11 protein-coding genes and 5 pseudogenes are annotated in these 17,462 nt (G+C 44.8%); 8 read left to right on the forward strand and 8 right to left on the reverse strand.

Translation table 11 applies throughout. The annotated features are described in order from the left end of the window. Positions 1 to 230: 230 nt before the first annotated feature. A complete protein-coding gene (locus ACIP6T_RS24015; protein ID WP_400459639.1) occupies positions 231 to 1,133 on the reverse strand; it encodes a GGDEF domain-containing protein in 903 nt (300 codons plus the stop codon). A gap of 1,184 nt (positions 1,134 to 2,317) precedes the next feature. On the opposite strand from ACIP6T_RS24015, the gene fumD reads away from it, so the two are divergent. Both fumD and ACIP6T_RS24025 read left to right on the forward strand, forming a co-directional pair. Next, positions 2,318 to 2,515, forward strand: coding sequence for a fumarate hydratase FumD (gene fumD, locus ACIP6T_RS24020; protein WP_097098392.1), 198 nt, complete (start codon positions 2,318 to 2,320; stop codon positions 2,513 to 2,515). Positions 2,516 to 2,871: 356 nt separating this feature from the next. Next, positions 2,872 to 3,117: pseudogene (locus ACIP6T_RS24025) on the forward strand (transposase); the annotation flags it as partial. 11 nt (positions 3,118 to 3,128) lie between these two features. On the opposite strand, the pseudogene ACIP6T_RS24030 reads toward ACIP6T_RS24025, so the two are convergent. Continuing rightward, positions 3,129 to 4,280: pseudogene (locus ACIP6T_RS24030) on the reverse strand (IS30 family transposase). A 67-nt stretch (positions 4,281 to 4,347) separates the two neighbouring features. On the opposite strand from ACIP6T_RS24030, the pseudogene ACIP6T_RS24035 reads away from it, so the two are divergent. After that, positions 4,348 to 5,241, forward strand: a pseudogene (locus ACIP6T_RS24035) (IS3 family transposase); the annotation flags it as partial. A 560-nt stretch (positions 5,242 to 5,801) separates the two neighbouring features. Here ACIP6T_RS24035 and ACIP6T_RS24040 read toward each other — a convergent pair. The 3 genes from ACIP6T_RS24040 to ACIP6T_RS24050 all read right to left on the reverse strand — a co-directional run bounded on the left by ACIP6T_RS24040 (position 5,802) and on the right by ACIP6T_RS24050 (position 11,572). Beyond that, positions 5,802 to 6,875 (reverse strand): RepB family plasmid replication initiator protein, encoded by a 1,074-nt coding sequence (locus tag ACIP6T_RS24040; protein ID WP_097098395.1) that lies wholly within the window; start codon positions 6,873 to 6,875, stop codon positions 5,802 to 5,804. 2,508 nt (positions 6,876 to 9,383) lie between these two features. Beyond that, positions 9,384 to 10,367: a ParB/RepB/Spo0J family partition protein gene (locus ACIP6T_RS24045; RefSeq protein WP_400459643.1), complete on the reverse strand. Its 984-nt coding sequence runs from the start codon at positions 10,365 to 10,367 to the stop codon at positions 9,384 to 9,386. After that, positions 10,364 to 11,572 carry an AAA family ATPase gene (locus ACIP6T_RS24050; RefSeq protein ID WP_097098398.1) on the reverse strand — a complete coding sequence of 403 codons (1,209 nt, stop codon included), beginning with the start codon at positions 11,570 to 11,572 and terminating at the stop codon, positions 10,364 to 10,366. The genes ACIP6T_RS24045 and ACIP6T_RS24050 overlap by 4 nt, the downstream gene beginning before the upstream one ends. 532 nt (positions 11,573 to 12,104) lie before the next feature. On the opposite strand from ACIP6T_RS24050, the gene parM reads away from it, so the two are divergent. From parM to ACIP6T_RS24070, 4 genes are all read left to right on the forward strand, one after another. Beyond that, entirely contained in the window at positions 12,105 to 12,797 is a 693-nt protein-coding gene (gene parM, locus ACIP6T_RS24055; RefSeq protein WP_400459646.1) for a plasmid segregation protein ParM domain-containing protein, read from the forward strand. A 75-nt stretch (positions 12,798 to 12,872) separates the two neighbouring features. Next, on the forward strand, positions 12,873 to 13,238 hold the full coding sequence (locus tag ACIP6T_RS24060) for a plasmid partitioning/stability family protein (protein ID WP_400459649.1): 366 nt from the start codon (positions 12,873 to 12,875) through the stop codon (positions 13,236 to 13,238). A 15-nt stretch (positions 13,239 to 13,253) separates the two neighbouring features. Then, complete coding sequence (locus ACIP6T_RS24065) at positions 13,254 to 13,493, forward strand: hypothetical protein (protein WP_400459652.1); 240 nt, start codon at positions 13,254 to 13,256, stop codon at positions 13,491 to 13,493. 27 nt (positions 13,494 to 13,520) lie between these two features. Then, positions 13,521 to 13,754, forward strand: coding sequence for a hypothetical protein (locus ACIP6T_RS24070; protein WP_400459655.1), 234 nt, complete (start codon positions 13,521 to 13,523; stop codon positions 13,752 to 13,754). 51 nt (positions 13,755 to 13,805) lie between these two features. Here the strand turns inward: ACIP6T_RS24070 and umuC are convergent. Together umuC and umuD are read right to left on the reverse strand one after the other, a co-directional pair. Further along, positions 13,806 to 14,717, reverse strand: a pseudogene (umuC, locus tag ACIP6T_RS24075) (translesion error-prone DNA polymerase V subunit UmuC); the annotation flags it as partial. After that, positions 14,707 to 15,114 (reverse strand): annotated as a pseudogene (gene umuD, locus ACIP6T_RS24080) (translesion error-prone DNA polymerase V autoproteolytic subunit); the annotation flags it as partial. The pseudogenes umuC and umuD, both read right to left, overlap by 11 nt. Before the next feature lie 646 nt (positions 15,115 to 15,760). Here umuD and ACIP6T_RS24085 point away from each other — a divergent pair. Then, positions 15,761 to 16,510: an alpha/beta fold hydrolase gene (locus tag ACIP6T_RS24085; protein ID WP_400459658.1), complete on the forward strand. Its 750-nt coding sequence runs from the start codon at positions 15,761 to 15,763 to the stop codon at positions 16,508 to 16,510. Between the two features lie 216 nt (positions 16,511 to 16,726). On the opposite strand, the gene ACIP6T_RS24090 is transcribed toward ACIP6T_RS24085, so the two are convergent. Next, entirely contained in the window at positions 16,727 to 17,218 is a 492-nt protein-coding gene (locus tag ACIP6T_RS24090; RefSeq protein ID WP_346437065.1) for a DinB family protein, read from the reverse strand. Positions 17,219 to 17,462 lie beyond the last annotated feature (244 nt).

Consider the following 17,462-nt stretch of genomic DNA (forward strand, 5'->3'; position numbering starts at 1 on the left):
TTAATAGGGGTAAAACGTTACACAAACCTGTCAGATACGCACCCCAAAAAACCACGGCGCCTGGATATCGTACGCCCCGCTACTAGCAATGATTATGCTGGGTTTACTAAGAGTTTATAAACCGGGGGCATCGTCACCCGTGCAGGCAGAAGGACGATATCAAACAGAATGATATTAAAAAATGAGAAATCACGATCTCTGCACGCTTCATGCAACTGACTGCACAACAATCAGAGTTTACTGTATTTTGAAGCATGAACGATTCGGTTCCTGCCTGCTCTTTTGGCACGATAGAGGGCTTCATCGGCAGCCGTAACAGCAGAATCAGCTGATTCTGCAGCTTGTTTTGTGGCCACGCCGACACTGAGCGTGACCTTTATCTTGCTGTTACATACCTCAGAAACTGACGTTTTTATTTTTCTTACAGTCTCCCCAGCATTCAGACTATCGAATATAATAATGGCAAATTCTTCGCCGCCAGATCGTGAAATAAAAACGCCTTCATTGGCTAACCGACTTAATATCGCCCCCGTATTTCTTAAAACTTTATCCCCCATTTCATGACCATAAGTGTCGTTAATTTTTTTGAAATGGTCAATATCCGCAATACATATGGTCCCTACTCTCCCTTCCATCTCCCTTAGCTTTGAATTTAGGTGTCGTCTGTTAGGAAGACCAGTTAATTCATCTGTCATAGAAAGACTCACTACAGATTGATAGTTATGATTAACATACTTAATAAATCTGTTAAATGAATAAATAATCATGAGAATGGCTGGTATATAAAGGACTGCAGCCACTAGTGAAGCCACATCCCTCTCTAGTAACGCTAGGCCACCGGCCATTGATACAAGAGATGAGTTAAGTAAAAAAAACAAGCCGATCCTGAAAACAGCCAGATGCTTTTCCTCTGACTTGATATTAAAAGATTTTCTGATGATCCATGTCAGAATAGATACGGTGCAGGAATTGATGAAAAAATAAAAATTTAAGCGATCGGCATTTCCAAAGATTAGGGAAAGAGCCAAAACACTGCCGGTCATGATAAAGACATAAATTATAATTGACCTGCATAGCAATCCTTTAGGTGTTTCAGCTTCGTATACCAGTTTGTTAGAGATTTTGAAGTTCATTATAAAGTCCTGATGTAATTCAGCCGCAAATGGTACCATGTGATTATTTATAATGGTTATTATTTATGCTTTCCCTAAATGTAAAATGGCATTAATGTTTGCTTGTTAATTACAGCGCTTATTAATGTTGATCTCGTGTTAATGAGGCGTTAAAACATGACATTGGCCCGGTTTAACGCTTCCGCAAGCCATGATAAATTTTTAATGATCAAATCACCTCTCAGCCCCTCTTTCATTCATTAAATCTTTCAAAGGTTAACTAATTAGAGAATTAGCCAAATGAACTTGAGTCATATCAATGAAAGAAGCATGACTAGTAACCATTGACAGGCGTAAAAATATAATTACTGAAAGATTAAATAGATAAAAAATTTATTTTCATGTCTTCCCCCGGCAATTTTCAGCGCGGCCGTAAAACGATTCAGGATTGCGGAATTTTTCTAAATTTATCAACCAGACCATCTGCACTTAAAAAACAATTATTTACAAAGCGAAAACATATGGTAAGGAAACGCGTATTTTCATTCCTTTTCAAAATTAGGTTAATGCCATTAGGCATCTTCCATTTTGAATCAATTTAACGGCAAATAATTGGCGATAAAGTCCATGTGGCGATATAATTAAAGATTACTTTGATTGTAACCATACTGAGATGACAGTGAATTTTAAAATGTTTTAAGTATCTCACCAGCATCCATGAGAAAATATTCTATCAAAGGAGTTATACGTGAATGATGTTAGCACACATTTTTTTGCAATAGGAATACGAAAATTAGCGGCTGAGCATCAGGCGGGTAAGCCTTGCTCTGATACAAAAAGGGAGGTTGACCAACTCATCCAGTCCATGCGTGATATAATGGGTCCCGATAAGGCTTACCAAGTTCAAAAGTGGTCACAATTGCTTGAAGACCTGAATCTCTATAACAACAGCAGAGTTGACCCGAGATGGGAAACTATAATTACCCACGCCAGGAACAGAATTAAAACGCGCAAGAGAACCGCTATGTTCTATAAGAACCGGTTCAGGAAAGAAACTCAGTGATATCGTTATAGTTTCAATGATCGACTTGGGAATGATCCAGTTAATCAGAGTTCATTCTATCGGTCATTGAGACGGGGAAGTTTTATACGAAATTCACTCACCATTATTGTCATTTCCACTTATTAATATACAGGCACATACAATGAAAGCTAATGAACTTTATAATGAGATGTGTCGTGTTGTGGGTGATATGGTGTTTACGCTTCATGATGCAGGTATTGAGTCAAAGCAAATGGTAATTGCTGATGCCTTGCGAACAGTACTAGCTAACAAAAAAATTGAGCGATCCGAGCTAATGATCAAGGCAATTGAATGTTCAGTCAGAACGCTGGATAGATAGGTATGTTTGATTTTTTTACACAAAGCTATTTGGGAATATCAATGACCGATGATGTTAATTTCAGGCGACAAAAGATTTTTTCTTCATGGACTAACATTACATTTATTCAACATGCTGTTTGCTTTTTTAACTTACTCACTATACAGAAAGCTCCTATCAGGATAAAAATAATACGTTAAAATACTCATTCCTGTCGATTAACCCTTTCAGATAAGTATTTATCTGAACAGTCTTATCTGATCTAATTAAAGCCGCACCCCAGCTTTTTAAAATATTTACCCAAAATAGATAGATGAATCGCCATGGGTTTAACAGACACCTCAGAGTCATTAAGATGACTTAAAAGAGAGGTACCCATGAGCGGTAAACGTTATCCCGAAGAGTTCAAAATTGAAGCGGTCAAACAGGTTGTTGATCGCGGTCATTCTGTTTCCAGTGTTGCAACACGTCTCGATATCACCACTCACAGTCTTTACGCCTGGATAAAGAAGTACGGTCCGGATTCTTCCACTAATCATGAACAGTCAGATACTCAGGCCGAGATCCGCCGTCTTCAGAAGGAGTTGAAGCGGGTCACCGACGAACGGGATATATTAAAAAAGCCGCTGTAGATTCAACCTGTCAACGCAACATGCTTTCCAATTATCTCTTTCGGTGTTTTGAACTTCAGTGTCTTTCTCGGTCTGCTGTTTAGTTGGGCTGCAACCTGATCCAGCTCCAGCTGGGTGTATTGGGCAAGACATGTCTTTTTGGGGAAGTATTGACGGATCAGTCCATTCGTGTTTTCGTTTGTGCCTCGTTGCCAGGGACTTTGGGGGTCGCAGAAGTAAACTTTCACTCCCGTGCTGCTGCTAAATTCCAGATGCCTGGCAAGCTCCATCCCTCTGTCCCAGGTCAGCGATTGCCGTAGTTCAGCTGGCAAGCTCAGGAATTTTTCTGTAAGCGCCTCGTTCACCGAAACAGCGTCTTTTCCTTTCAACCTAAGGATGAGCGTATAGCGCGATTTTCGATCTACAAGAGTCGCGATATGAGAGTTCTTTGTTCCAGAGACTAAATCCCCCTACCAATGCCCCAGAGAGCGTCTGTTATCAATATGTCGGGAACGTTCATGGATGGGTGTTCCATTTACGATATTGATCGTGCCTCTTTCCCCTTTACGGGTATGGCGTCTTCCATGCCGAAGGCTGTGTGAACGGCGCAGATGCTGAACATTCAGATGATGAAGGGCTTCACGACAACGAAAATACAGCGTCTTATAAATTGTCTCAGCTGAGATTCGCATCGTTTTCTGACGCGGCTTCGTTCGCCTTAACCATCCTGATATTTGCTCTGGAGACCACTTCAGCTCCAGCTTTTCCAGAACAAGCTCCCGCAGCTGCACATTCTGATCCAGCAAGCACGGTTTGGGTCTTTTAGCCATCCGGTTGGCTCGGTTATTAGCATCAACAGCTTTGTAATAACGCCTGCCCCGATTACGCTGAACTTCCCGTGAGATCGTAGAAGGGGCACGATTCAGTGCTACCGCGATCGCACGAATGCTCATTTTGGCTGACAGGCCGGCTCGTATTTCCTCGCGATCAGACAGCGTCAGATGAGCCTCTGCCCGCTTGCGATCACCGGGTTTTATGCCCCCCGTATCTCTCAGCATTGTGAAAATTATTCCGGGTTTTGAGTCCAGAATTTTAGCTATCTCACTAAAGCCTGCCCCACTCTTCCACAGGTCAAAAAACAACGCTTTCTCTTGTGCTGTAAATGTACGTCTCATCCAACGATCCTCCGCAAGCACATGTTTTCACATGGTTGTTGCATTGACCAATTGAATCTACAGCGGCGTACTTCGCAAAGCTATCCGACTGAGGTACGCCTTTATCCGCGACAACAGCCGTTGCTGGCCTGTTCGTTTGCTTTGTCGGGTTCTGGATGTCCATCCAGGTGGATTTTATTCCTGGCTTCAGCAGCCACATTCACAGCGTCACCAGGCAGACCAGATGCTGACCGGGCAGATCAAACAGTTCTGGCTTGAGTCTGGGTGCGTCTATGGTTATCGCAAGATCCATCTCGATCTGCGTGATACCGGACAGCAGTGCGGAGTGAACCGGGTCTGGCGGCTGATGAAGCGTGCCGGAATAAAGGCTCAGGTTGGGTACCGTAGCCCATGGGCACGTAAAGGCGAAGCCAGCATCGTGGCACCCAACAGGCTCCAGCGGCAGTTCAATCCGGACTCACCGGATGAGCGTTGGGTGACGGACATAACCTACATCCGAACCCACGAAGGCTGGCTGTATCTGGCCGTGGTGGTTGACCTGTTCTCCCGAAAAGTTATCGACTGGTCAATGCAACCCCGCATGACAAAAGAGATTGTCCTGAACGTATTACTTATGGCGGTGTGGAGGCGTAATCCTCAAAAACAGGTACTGGTTCACTCTGATCAGGGCAGTCAGTACACGAGCCATGAGTGGCAGTCGTTCCTGAAATCACATGCTCTGGAAGGCAGCATGAGTCGTCGCGGTAACTGCCATGACAACGCGGTTGCGGAAAGCTTTTTCCAGCTACTGAAACGCGAACGGGTTAAGAAAAAGATCTACGGAACGAGAGACGAAGCCAGAAGCGATATTTTTGATTACATCGAAATGTTTTATAACAGTAAGTGTCGGCATGGTTCGAGCGAGCAGATGCCACCGGCTGGATATGAAAACCTATATTATCAACGGCTCAGAAGTATCTAGATTATCCGTGGCGATTCATACAGAGAGTAACGACTGCTGTAGTGAGAAATTGGCTCGTAGACTTACGATGACCACTGTAGCGAGTAAAAGGTGATGACCTCTGTGAAGAGTATCAGCAGAGAATTGAGACTCGAAGCCAAAATAATGGATGTATGTTAAAGAATATAGCCTGATGAGTATATATAGCGTTAGTACTTACTAACATCAGTTGCAAAAAGGCCTACAAGGTTAGTGATCACTAGGGCGCTTTATAAAACGTAAACCTTATGCTGTTATGTCTACTCGCTATAGCAGTCATGCTCAACCAGACGTTTATCGGCGTTTTCTCACTACAGCGGTTAGTGTCAATGCAAGGTAAAAGACTGCTATAGAGTGAAATTTAGATCAAACCTCCGACAAATGAATTTGATGACCGCTGTAGTGAGAGTGAAAACAGTCAGAATAGGTTCGTAGGTAAAAGACCGCTATAGCGAGTAGGCTTCTCGTTATAGCGGTCATAGTTTTAAGAAATAATAAAAAAGCACTCACGGTTGAGTGCCCTCTCCTGTCAGTTTTTGACGTTAGTTCTTCTTACTCTTCCTGATAGTTTCCAACATAGCCAGCTCTTCTTCTGACAACATAACCATCTTGCCAGCGCCTTCCTTCTTGGCTTTAGGAGCTGCTTTCGGCTTCACTGGCTTCTTAGCAGGAGCAATATCAACATCACTCTCCAGCTGATCGTCTTCAAGTTCTGGAAGACTGATCGGGATGTTTGCAGGCCTTAGCTTAGGTTGCCGATAGTGGATAGAGAAGTAGATCGTCGAACCTCGTTTGAACTCTGTGTAATCGAGGTATCCAATCTCTTTCAGCTGCTCCATTGCCCTTCTCACAGTGGCATATTGGGTATTAGGTCGTGAGGTCAAATTTAAGCGCGCCTGAAGACGCTGCATGGACACCGGAGCGGGATCGGGAGGTAAGCTTTCAATGAAGGTGTAAAGTGCCTGAGCAGACTCTTTACGCGCTAATTCGTTGATGGCGCGTAGCTGAAGCAATACTTTGCGATCAAACTGATAGAGTTCAAAGATCTTAGGATCAGCCTGCAATGTCACGGTGTCATTTTTGACACTGTATTTAGCTGACTGAACCAGATGTGTGACGTAATACTCCCCCTCTTTGTTAGCAAAATGGATTGTGTTAGTCGCAATACGCGTCAGAGAGGCCTCCAGACGCGTTCTAAGCTTCGCAGAAGAGCGCAAGGAGGGGATGCCACAGAGTTTGGCGAAATCAACAAAGGGGAGCGTTACACTGTCTCCCAGCACTTTGTATTTCGCAAAGGCATGAATGATCCCGACCCAGGCTTTAAAGTCGTTATCCATATCAAGGCGTGCGCCAGTGATCTTGATATTTTCATAACCTTCAGCCTTAACGATCGAGAGTTGTTTAAGCTCATCAGTCACGTCCATTGAGGACATCTGATTCTTACGACCATTAGCGGTGGATTTCAGTGTTGGAACAAATAGACCAAGCCTCATTAATGCTACTGGCTGAACAGTATTATTACTGTTGGGCGTTAGGTGAATAATTTCACCCGTTCGTTTGTCCGTTTCACTGAATGCTTCAGCTATCAGGTTGATTTCTTGTTCTTTTTTCGGCATTTGAAAATCCGTGATATGAACAAGCGATAATCGCCGTTACTCGTTACAGGGGATACTAGCACTCACTACAGCGGTTATTCTACTCACTATAGTGGTTTAATTACTCGCTACAGTAGTCTTTCTTCTCGCTATAGCGGTCAACGATCCTTCTTAAACTCAGCTATATCAAGGCTTCATGGTGTAAAGGGATCTATTAGGAACCTTTAGGTTCTTGTATGGATCTGTTATTGGATCTATTCAGTTGATAACTTTTAAAAACGAATTATTGCCATTCAGGTGCTGTTTTCGGTGCATAACTATTTAAATCTAAGCGCTCTAGAAATTACTCACGGAGCTGAGCCCCTTTAACATCAAGGCTAAGCTCAAGTTATCGTCAACATGACTTATTAACCAGCAAATCATACGTTTACTCACTATAGCAGTCATGATGTTCTCCCTACAAAGGTCATCAGTGCTCTCTATAACGGTCAAGTTACTCGTTACAATAGTCATTACGCTCTCTACAGCAGTCATCGATAAGGGTTTAAGCCTTTAATACCATGGCCTGTAGCGATGTCGGGATCTGTTTAGGATCTCAATGGGATCATATTAGGATCAAGTTATTGGATCTGGTCTGTGGATAACGTGGATAAAGTCGGGCCGGACGATGTAAATAATGGCTCATGAAAAATTTTGCGCATATCAAAGGTTAAAGCTGAGTACGGGCTGTAGAAAACTCTGAGCAGCGTATTTGTGCTAGGTCGTCTAATGAAATTAAGCAATTAAACTGCGCTAGACGGGTGAGATCTTATCCGTTCCTCATTGGTTCGAAGATTTCGCGCATCAAACCTCGAAGAATAGCTTCTTTTTTATGCTCATCATGGCGGGAATCTAAGGTACAAGAGCGCGACCGAATTACAAATATTAATCTACAATATCTTGTTTTATAGATTAAATATTCTTTCTACTCATCTTACGCTTCTAGACTAATGACCATAGTAGTGAGTACAAGACCACTATAGAGAGTGATCATTCTCTGGTTTTCTCGACTGGAAGATTTTATCCATACAAGAAGGCTTGCTATGGGCATCTTCTATGACCGCTATAGAGAGTAGTTTACTCGCTATAGTGGTCATATTTGAAAAAATACTGACAAATTCAACTGTTAAATGAATTTGACCAAGAGGTTGTATTTAACTCTGCTAATTTTTATAGCATCTTTTGATGCTGGCTTTGTGGACATGTCCTACTACTCATTTTTCCTACTTTTCCATACATAAACTTTTGCACGTCACTTAGTGTTTAAGAGGTTATCGAAAAAAATTCCTACCTAACCTCACCCACCTGATTTAGTCGCTGTCTTTTCCTTTCAAAGATATAAGGGTTGTTTATAAAAATTGAGTGCTTCTAAGCTCATAATTCTCAATCTGGAAACCATTTCGAGCAAATTTCATTCACGAATGGATGTATGAATGATCGGTTATCAGATGTAGTTCTATATAAAGATATGAAAACATGGCCTCAAAATGCTGCGAGATCATTTTCATCTCGAAAAGCTATCTCACGACTGGCTCGTGTTTTGCTCTAAGGTTGGGATATGCCAGATATGATTCCAACCCTTAATCAAAGTACGCGGATTGATGAGATTAGTGGCTGGATGCCTTTGAATAGTGATATCTGTTTTCATCATCCTTTTAATTTCTTAAGTCAGGTTCAAAATTTTTCTGCTTTTACCCTGCTCCGTTGATCATGTTTCTCAGATGGTTTCGTTAATAGTAAGACTTTGAGTGTAGGAATGTGTGACATGCCAGCACGCTGGGTCCATTCTTCACTTGTCGAGAAAACGACATAGCTGGTGCATTCAGTTCAAAGTATTTGGAGATTTCAGTTTGTTTGAATCACGTATTGCTCATGATGAGCATTTGATAAAAGCGCTAGAGATGAAATCGTGAAAGATAAGTTTTTGCCAATGTATGACGCATTCTAGTGAATTCTGCAGGGAAACAACTCTGTTTAAGGTGGAATTTTAGCGTAGAGACGTCATATTTTGTAGCTCATTGATTTGAAAGCTACTAGCTTGAGGCATCATTAAAATTCGAGCAATAACTGTGCAAAATCCATTTCAGCCTTGATCCATGGCTGTCTTTATCAGTATGGCTCTGTGAGAATGATAACCAGATTTGCACTCTCTTTTAACCATGAAACGAGATAACACTTCAATCCCTTGATTTATCTGGTTCAAGTTTGCATTAGCATTCTATAATTGTGTCTTCGGTAATATTTACGTTAGTGCCATTTTTGGCTTGTAAATGTCATGAAAATTGTGAATGTACAAATGTCCATCTTTTGATGCAAAGATAGACTTTGGTTGGGAATTTCAATGTGAAATATTTTATTTTTTTGTAGTTATGACAGTAGCTTACAGTGTATTTTGAAGGGGTGAAATTGTCAGAATTTCATTTATTCTGCTTGAATGAGACACCAACCGACTAGAGGCTGGTAGTGTCTCTTTTCATATGATGATATTAATTAGCTATCACTTTCAGCCTGCATCCGCGCAATTACTTCTTTAACAGCAGCATCGAGCTCTGCTTGATAGGTCGATGGTAAACGTGAAAACTCATAAGTCACCAGTCGTTTCTCAGCATCCGTCTTCTTACGAGCAAACTGCTTTTTATCTTTAAAATCAGCAATTTTTTCAGTGACAACTTTTTTGATTCCGCGACTATTTTTGGCGTCAGCATTTTCCGCACGAAAATAGCCAATAATTTTAGCTTTAACAGAAGGATCGTCAGATGCGTAAGCCACATCATTGCTAATGCGCTCACGTACCGCAGCTGCAAGCGTTTCGATACTCATGTGCTTAGCTTTAGCCTTTTCAGCGATATCTAGTAACGTTTGGTAGTCATTTATGGATAGTTCACTGATAGACGGGAACACTGCTATCATTTCATCCGGCACAGAAGCTGCTTGGTATGCACGAGTTACTTTAGCGGCTGACAAACCTTCTGCAGCTGCAATCTCCGACTGGTTCATATCCTCTGCATACATCAGCTTTAAGCGCTTACCAAGTTCGCGAAGCGTATGCTCCTTGGCTGTCTGAATATCGATTGCTAGCTGTCGTGCATCTGTGAGAGTAATTTCATCACGTGTTACCAACACTTCAAAAGGCGTGCCATTATAAATGCATGCAGCACGGCGACGAGAACCGTCTAAAACCTCAATACGCCCTTCTACCTCCCGACCTATCGCTGGGAAGAACTGCTGTAATTTAATCGTTCTGGCGATGTCTCTGACTGATTCAGGCGTAAGAAGAGCCTGATCACGGCCATTAATAGAGGAATCTACATAGGTCTGGGTTTCAATATCATCGTGTAATACCTTATTGAGCGTAAATCGGGCTTCTGCGCCAGACTTCAGGGTAAAGACACGTTCGCTGTCTGTTTCGCTCAACATTTTTGAAAAGCTTGAATTCCCAAACTGGCGGCCCAGTTTTACCATTTCTTTCTTCACTTCATACCTCTCACAAATTCAATTCGCTTAAACACCGCTTGCGTAAATCTTTCGGCTTCACGCTTCGCGTTTTTAAGAGCCTCGGTACTACCTGGATATGAATGTGGATCGGCGCTAACGATTGTATCGAAGCTTTCACCACAGCGTTCGAAACCGTCAAGGCGAGGCAAAGAGGCATCGAGTATATAAGAGGTAAATACATCACGAGCCAGGCCATGCGTCATTTCATGATCGCGTTTGGACGTCATTTTTGACATGAAGCCAATGTTTCCCTTAATGCGGGGGTTGATTCCCTCTTCCTCGAGCTGCTCAAGCATCTCAGGCAAGCGTGTCAGGTACTTAAGAGTAGAGTGGAAATCTACTTGAGCCGGAGGCGTTGGCGTTAGCAGTAAGTCGCTTGCCGCTATAGCGTTCAGCATGAACGCATCCAGGTGCGGACCGGTGTCAATAAAGATGAAATCATAGTCTTTGCCAACACGTTCAATGATGTTTCGGCGCAACACTTCTGAGGGCAATACTCCAGGCAAGTGCTGGTCTACTAGATTGCTCCACTGGCTAGCTATAAAGCCGTCGTCAATTGAAGCCGGGATAATATCAACGCCTGGAATAATAGTCGGCTTGATGATGTCTTCTTTAATTTGGACAGCATCAAGGTCGTTCAGCATAGCCTGAGCTGCAGTTTCAACGATGGAACCAATGCTGTTGGTATGGTTAAGGAACATCGTACTGGATGCTTGTGGATCAAGATCGATAACAAGCGTTCGCAGGTCATACTGTAAAAGGTCGGGATGAACACGTAATCCATGCGCCAATGTGACCGTACTAACAGTCTTTGAAACCCCGCCCTTCAGGTTCACTACAAACACTACAAAAGGACCTTCTCCCGCATGGATATCACGGTACTTAGGGACTTTACGATGAGCGTATATATCGACTACATCCTGAATGGTGAGCGCATAATGCTTTGCATTTCCAGCGTCCTTTTTGCCAAACACATGCCCTTTTGATTCCATCTCTTCTATAGCTTGCTCAACAGCGCGGCGGCTGAGCTTCGGTAGATTGGCAACTGAGTTGCGAGTAAAAGTCTGGTAATACTGATCGAGGCCATACTCATTACGCCTATCGGTAATGTCATCACTCATGCTGCGTAGCATGGCATTAGCCCTGCGTGCTGTTTCGTCAACGCCACCGTAATTGCTTCTCATTACTCCGCTCCGTTGGTAACTTTTGAAGCTAGTGTACAGTTTATGATGCTACGTGCAACTTTTAATGAAATTCATTGAAATGTTGTACCAAGCATGAGGTGTTGATCCCATTCCACATCGGTTATTGAAATCGCTTTATGCTCCTCTTTAGTAGTAATCAAATTTTCAATATCCTCTTCAACCTGCCCTCGCCCTCTTACATGCTTATGGAATGCACTCACATTCTGCAATTTTACCCGAGCCAATCTCAATGATAAGTTATTGATATAATTATATTTTGTTATTATATTTCAGATTGAAATTCCCAGCATGTTAAGGGTCTGAATTTTTTTTCTAATTCAGATTTGATAATGCGTGTAAACCAACTCTCGTTCATTATTATTATTCATCTGATTTGTTTTGCTTTACACGCAGCACCAAGGGCTCTTAGATTCTTAATTTTGCAAAATTTGAAGCGATATTTCATTAACTGATTACCTTACCCTCCATCTCATTTCTTCATTACTCTAATCATTATCGTTTTAGGACGATAATGATTAGTAGCAAAGAAATTTTAGGAATGAGTCATGCTGACGTGAACGTCGTTGGTGTGCATCATGCGCTCCTGCAGACTGGCCTTAATCCATGCGAAGTGGACATTACGGTCACACTGCCGTTAACGGAGTTTTATGATCACAACAATCAACCAGCTGCAGAAAACATCGAAAAGAAAAAAGCGAGCCTGCTGCGTCCGGTCTCAATGACCGGTGGTGAGAGCTTCAAAATCCGCAGTGTCTCGGTAATGCCAGAATCTATCCCCGCCGGATTTGAGCTGCTGAGCGAGCTTGATTCGCTTCTCATTGTTGATCTGGGGGGAACGACACTGGATATTTCACAGGTACGCGGTCGCATGAGCGGTATTACCCGCATTCATGGTGATGCAACAATTGGTGTGTCACTGGTGACGAACGCAGTCGCGGATGCGCTGCGTGTTGCAGGAACGCGGGGCAGCAGTTATCTTGCCGATGATATTATTGTCCATCGTAATGATGATGCTTACCTGGAGTGCCGTATTAACGATCTCTCCCGCGTTAGTCTGGTTAAAAGTACCATTAACGAATCACTTGAACGTCTTACTCAGCGTGTTCTCAGCGCTATGAAGGCGTTCGAGGGTTATACCCATGTAATGGTTATTGGCGGTGGAGCTGAGATTATTGCCGAGGCCGTTGCACGAATAGTGGTGTGAGGGCAGAGCGCTTTTATAAAACCGGGTCATCCCAGTTCGATTTAGTCAGGGGGATGATTGCTATCGGATAACGCTATGGATACGCGCAGAAAAATCCAGTTTTACATCAATCCTAAAAGCAGCCTCGGTGAGGCTTATGCAGACAGTCATACGGATGAGCCCCCCCAGGGAGAACGCGGCCGCTTATGGAAGGCCGCTATGCTAAGCGGGATTGCACTTGAGCGTATCGATCCGCGTCTACCGTTTTTACTGTCTGAACTACTCAGTGAAAACACGACAGCGGAAGAAGTGCTACAGGTTATCCAGGCTGTCAGTCCTAAAAGCATGACAACTCATCCTAATGCAGAAGCTGAAAGGGAGGGAGAGCCCCTTGAACCTACCAAAAATGACACGTTGGATGAAACCCGCAGCAATGCAAAAGGGATGTTTGGGAGTAGCTAACTTATTGAGGTCATCATGAACAGGGTGGTATTGCTTGCAGCAGGATATCTGGGAATTGTTAAGCTAACCGGCAAAGACAAAAAAAGTGCTGCTGAATGGGGGTTCCTGCTGAGTGCGCTATTCATCGTGCCGCTCTTTTTCCTGCCTCACGCCAGTGAGCTGATCAAAATCGGCCTTCAGTTGCTGTGGGGAGCCTGCGTTTCTCGCGCGGCATTCATGGCCAATGATAGCTGGAAGAAGAACAAATCCCTTTAGGGGTTACAGCGTAACGGAGATATAACAATGGAAATGCAGGAATTACTGAATCAGCTGCGCGGGTACGGCATGGTCTCCACGACTTTTAATCAGTCAGCCAGCATGTTTAAGGGCACAGCCCGCCGGCGCCGTCCGGCTTTTGACGACTGGCTTCATCAGCTTCCACGCGGCAACAAACTGCCGCGTGGGCGATATTTCTGCGGTAAAAAGCCGGGCAGGCCTGTACATATCCTGGATGAATTCTGGCGTCTGCATTCCTGACCATTCAAAAGGCAGGCCTGCATCACATCACCTTAATTCTTTCAGACAGGATTACAACACGCGCGCCACGGGGATATCACTCCAGCGCGTGGTCCATGCCGGCGAGAGCATTTCCCGCTTCATTTTCCATTCCGTACTCACGCCCTGACCTGCAAACCACAGGTTACCAAGCCCGGACTGTTTGATGCCATCCAGAACCTTCATCAGCTTCGCGCTGTTGGGGCGGGGGCCATCCTCGTCAAACAGGTTCAGCTGGCTGACGCCGTTCGGGGAAAAATCGTCGAGCATTATACCGGCCTTCATGTAGCGGCGACCCTCAAGCCAGATGCGATCGAGCGAGCGCATAGCCACCTCGATGATATCGCGTGTGTCCTGCGTCGGTACCTTGAGGTTTTCACCGGCGCTGTTGCCGTAAAAAACTTCGCCAGGGGTGTGCGGGGAGGTGCGTATAAAGATGCCTACGCGGCGGCAGAACTGGCGTTCATCCCGCAGCTTTTCGGACGCGCGCGTCGCGTACTGGCAGAGCGCCTGCTGCATGGCCAACTTTGACGTGATGCGCTCGCCGAACGACCGCGAGCAGACGATCTGCTGCTTCACCGGCGCAAACTCCTCAAGCGGAATACAGGACTCGCCGTTGAGCTCGCGCACGGTGCGCTCCAGCACCACGCTGAAGTTTTTACGGATGAGGGCAGGGTGCGCGCGCGACACCTGCAGGGCATTTTCTATGCCCATGATGTTCAGCTTTTTAGCGATGCGGCGGCCCACACCCCAGATTTCCTCAACCGGCTGGTTCTGTAAGAGCGTCGCGGTGCGCTTCGGATTGCCGGGTGTCAGAGCCAGAACGCCGCGAAACTGCTTCCACTCCTTGCTCGCCCACTGCGCGCTCTTCGCCAGCGTCTTGGTTGGCCCCATGCCTACTCCAACCGTCAGGCCTGTTATGGCCAGAACGTGGGCGCGCACGCGTGCTGTTGAAAAACCAGGTAACTACGCCGAGCAGCTGCAGCTCATCCGGGTAAATTACCGAATAAGCCGGATTCATTGGCTGCAGAGCCAGTCGGGGATGCAGCTGCAGACGTTTGACGGTAAATTCTCCACCAACTTCAGCAATGACGATGTCACCATGTACGGCTTCCTCAGCGCGATCGACTACCATGACGTCGCCATCAAAGAGGCCCAGCTCCTGCATGCTGCTGCCGCTGGCTCGGACGAAGAAAGTTGAGGCGCGCCGGCGGATACAGAGCTCATTAAGATCAAGCTCGGACTCAACGTAATCCTGAGCCGGGGAAGGGAACCCGGCGGCACATTTATACGCATAAAACGGGATTCTCACATGGGGAGTGACCTCCGGAGGCATGAGCATAATCAGGCCATCAGCCTTAGAAATTAGCTTCATAGTGTGGTACTCCGGTAGCCTGGCTGTGTGCAAACCAGTTAGGAAGTTGTAAGTTCATAAAAATCACTCTGAAAAATACTGTCTATGTATACAGTATTAATTAGCGCGTTTCGGAGCGCAAGGGTGGACTACTGACTTTAATGGGTAAGATGACTGAGCTGTCTGAACTTCATACATTTTTTGATCGTAGTTTCAGTTACCCTGGGCGTAAGCAGAATGTGCCGCCATTGAGGATGTTACGCTTCCTCGTCCAGGCTGTTCGTTCCTCGCTGCGCTGTGGTACGCCTCAGCCAGGCTGTGGCGAGCGTTATGAACGCATGGGGTGGGAAATCGAAGTTTATTGCTTTCATCGATTAGTACTATGTGAGACCAGCTTTGAAAACGAAAAAATACCCTACCTGGAACGTCTGCTTTGAGCGAAAAGCGGACATCCGTAGCTGTCATTACTCGTAGAAAATTTGCTAGCTTAGTCGTGTATTCATTAAAAGGGATCAGGTCTAAACACGGCCATCGATGGTCAGTAAATAACAGAAACCTATACATCTGAGCCTTGTCTGCGGGCTTCAATGCAAAGATACTGACGTCTTTAAACTCAGCCAGTATTGATAACTCTATGGAATCTTTCTTTTCATCCACTGCAAATTGTCTCGTCCGCTGGCAGGATCTGCCCGGCAGCGGAACACCCCTGATATTTGTGCACGGACTAGGGTGTGCTTCTTCGTACGAATATCCACTTATCGCCACAGACCCTCGTTTAAATAAAAGACGTGCGATTCTTATAGATTTGCCAGGGTGTGGCTACAGTGAAAAACCTCGTGATTACAGCTATTCAATCACTGACCAGGCCAGTGTGGTGGCAGAGTTAGTACGGTATTTAGGGCTGAATAAATGTTTTATTTACGGGCACAGTATGGGGGGGAGTATCAGTATTGAAGCGGCAGGCTTAATCACAAATCGCATGGAGGGACTTGTGGTATCTGAACCTAATTTTAGGCCCGGGGGCGGTTTTTTCAGTCGGCAGATATGCAGTCACAGTGAAGAAGAGTTCATAAACAAACACTGGAAACAAATGATTGAAAACGAATCAGGCCCCTGGGCGGGAAGCCTCGCTGTTGATGCCCCTTGGGCGGTCTGGCGAGGTGCTTCAAGTCTGATAGTAGGCGGTGACTGGCTTGAGCGATTTATTAAATTGCCAGTGCGTAAACAGCTGATCTTCGGAGAATGGTCGTTACCAGACGACGATGTCGATTATTTAGTCAAGTCAGGGATTTCAACGGTAATTCTTGATGATTGTGGGCATTGCATGTCATGGGAACAACCGGGTTATCTTTCTCTTGCACTGTCAAATTTTGTCGGTGAGTAGCAGTAAAATTCAGCACTCAATTGAGTTTCGCGGCTTTGTATGCCCAACACCATACGCAGAGTCGGCCGATAACGGAGGGGCTGTTCATGGCACTGAGCGGACGAGCTTGCTCAGCTGAAGGTCCGCAGTGAGCGAGGAGCAGACTGTCATTTATTCGCTCATTTTTTTGCTTAACGGGCCAATGATATTTTAAATTTACATGACCCAGTCACTCGTTTACTCGTGGTTATGATCTCTTAGAAAAACGGTCAGCACGTCCTTGGGTGGGGTTACACCACTTTCTGAAAGTAGCCAACCTACGGCGCCGCGATGATATGTCCCGTGAAACAGCACATGATTGAGCATATCCATCGCCTTCATCTCACCATATCCGCCATCGACAAACTGGAATTTAATGGTTTCAGCAAGGTTAATGGGGGACATGGAATTGATATGGTGAATATACCAGTCTGTACATTCAGTCATCGTTATAAGAAGCTCATCAGCAGAGGGGGTCTCAGGCGTATTTAGTGCAGTATAGGAATGCTTCTTACCGATAATGTTGGCTCTGAAGATCATATCAACCACATGAATGTGATTCATCAATCTGAGCATCAGATGGCGCCTGTCTGTATTAGTGGGCGCATCAATTCTTTTAATAGCTTGTAGAGTTTCAAGATCGATCCAGCGCTTATATCTAAACAGCGTGACTATCGTGCCATTATCCATGCATTACCTCCTTCATCTATTTTATGATCATATCAGTAACATGTGGGGCTCTCTACTAACTTCCGCTTCTGGCACTCAGCGGACATTCAGTAACCTTAGTACAGGGTTGGAGCAATCCCCTCGCCTGCCTGGACGTTGAGGTTATTCTGTCCAAGTCTGCTGACTGAACACAGTTACAGTGACAAAAGTGAAACGGGAATTTTTTTTCTGGTAAAATACAGGTACGTCCTCGTGGTATAGCCCG

The sequence above is a fragment of the Pantoea sp. NPDC088449 genome, from assembly GCF_044753225.1.
Lineage (GTDB): Bacteria > Pseudomonadota > Gammaproteobacteria > Enterobacterales > Enterobacteriaceae > Pantoea > Pantoea floridensis.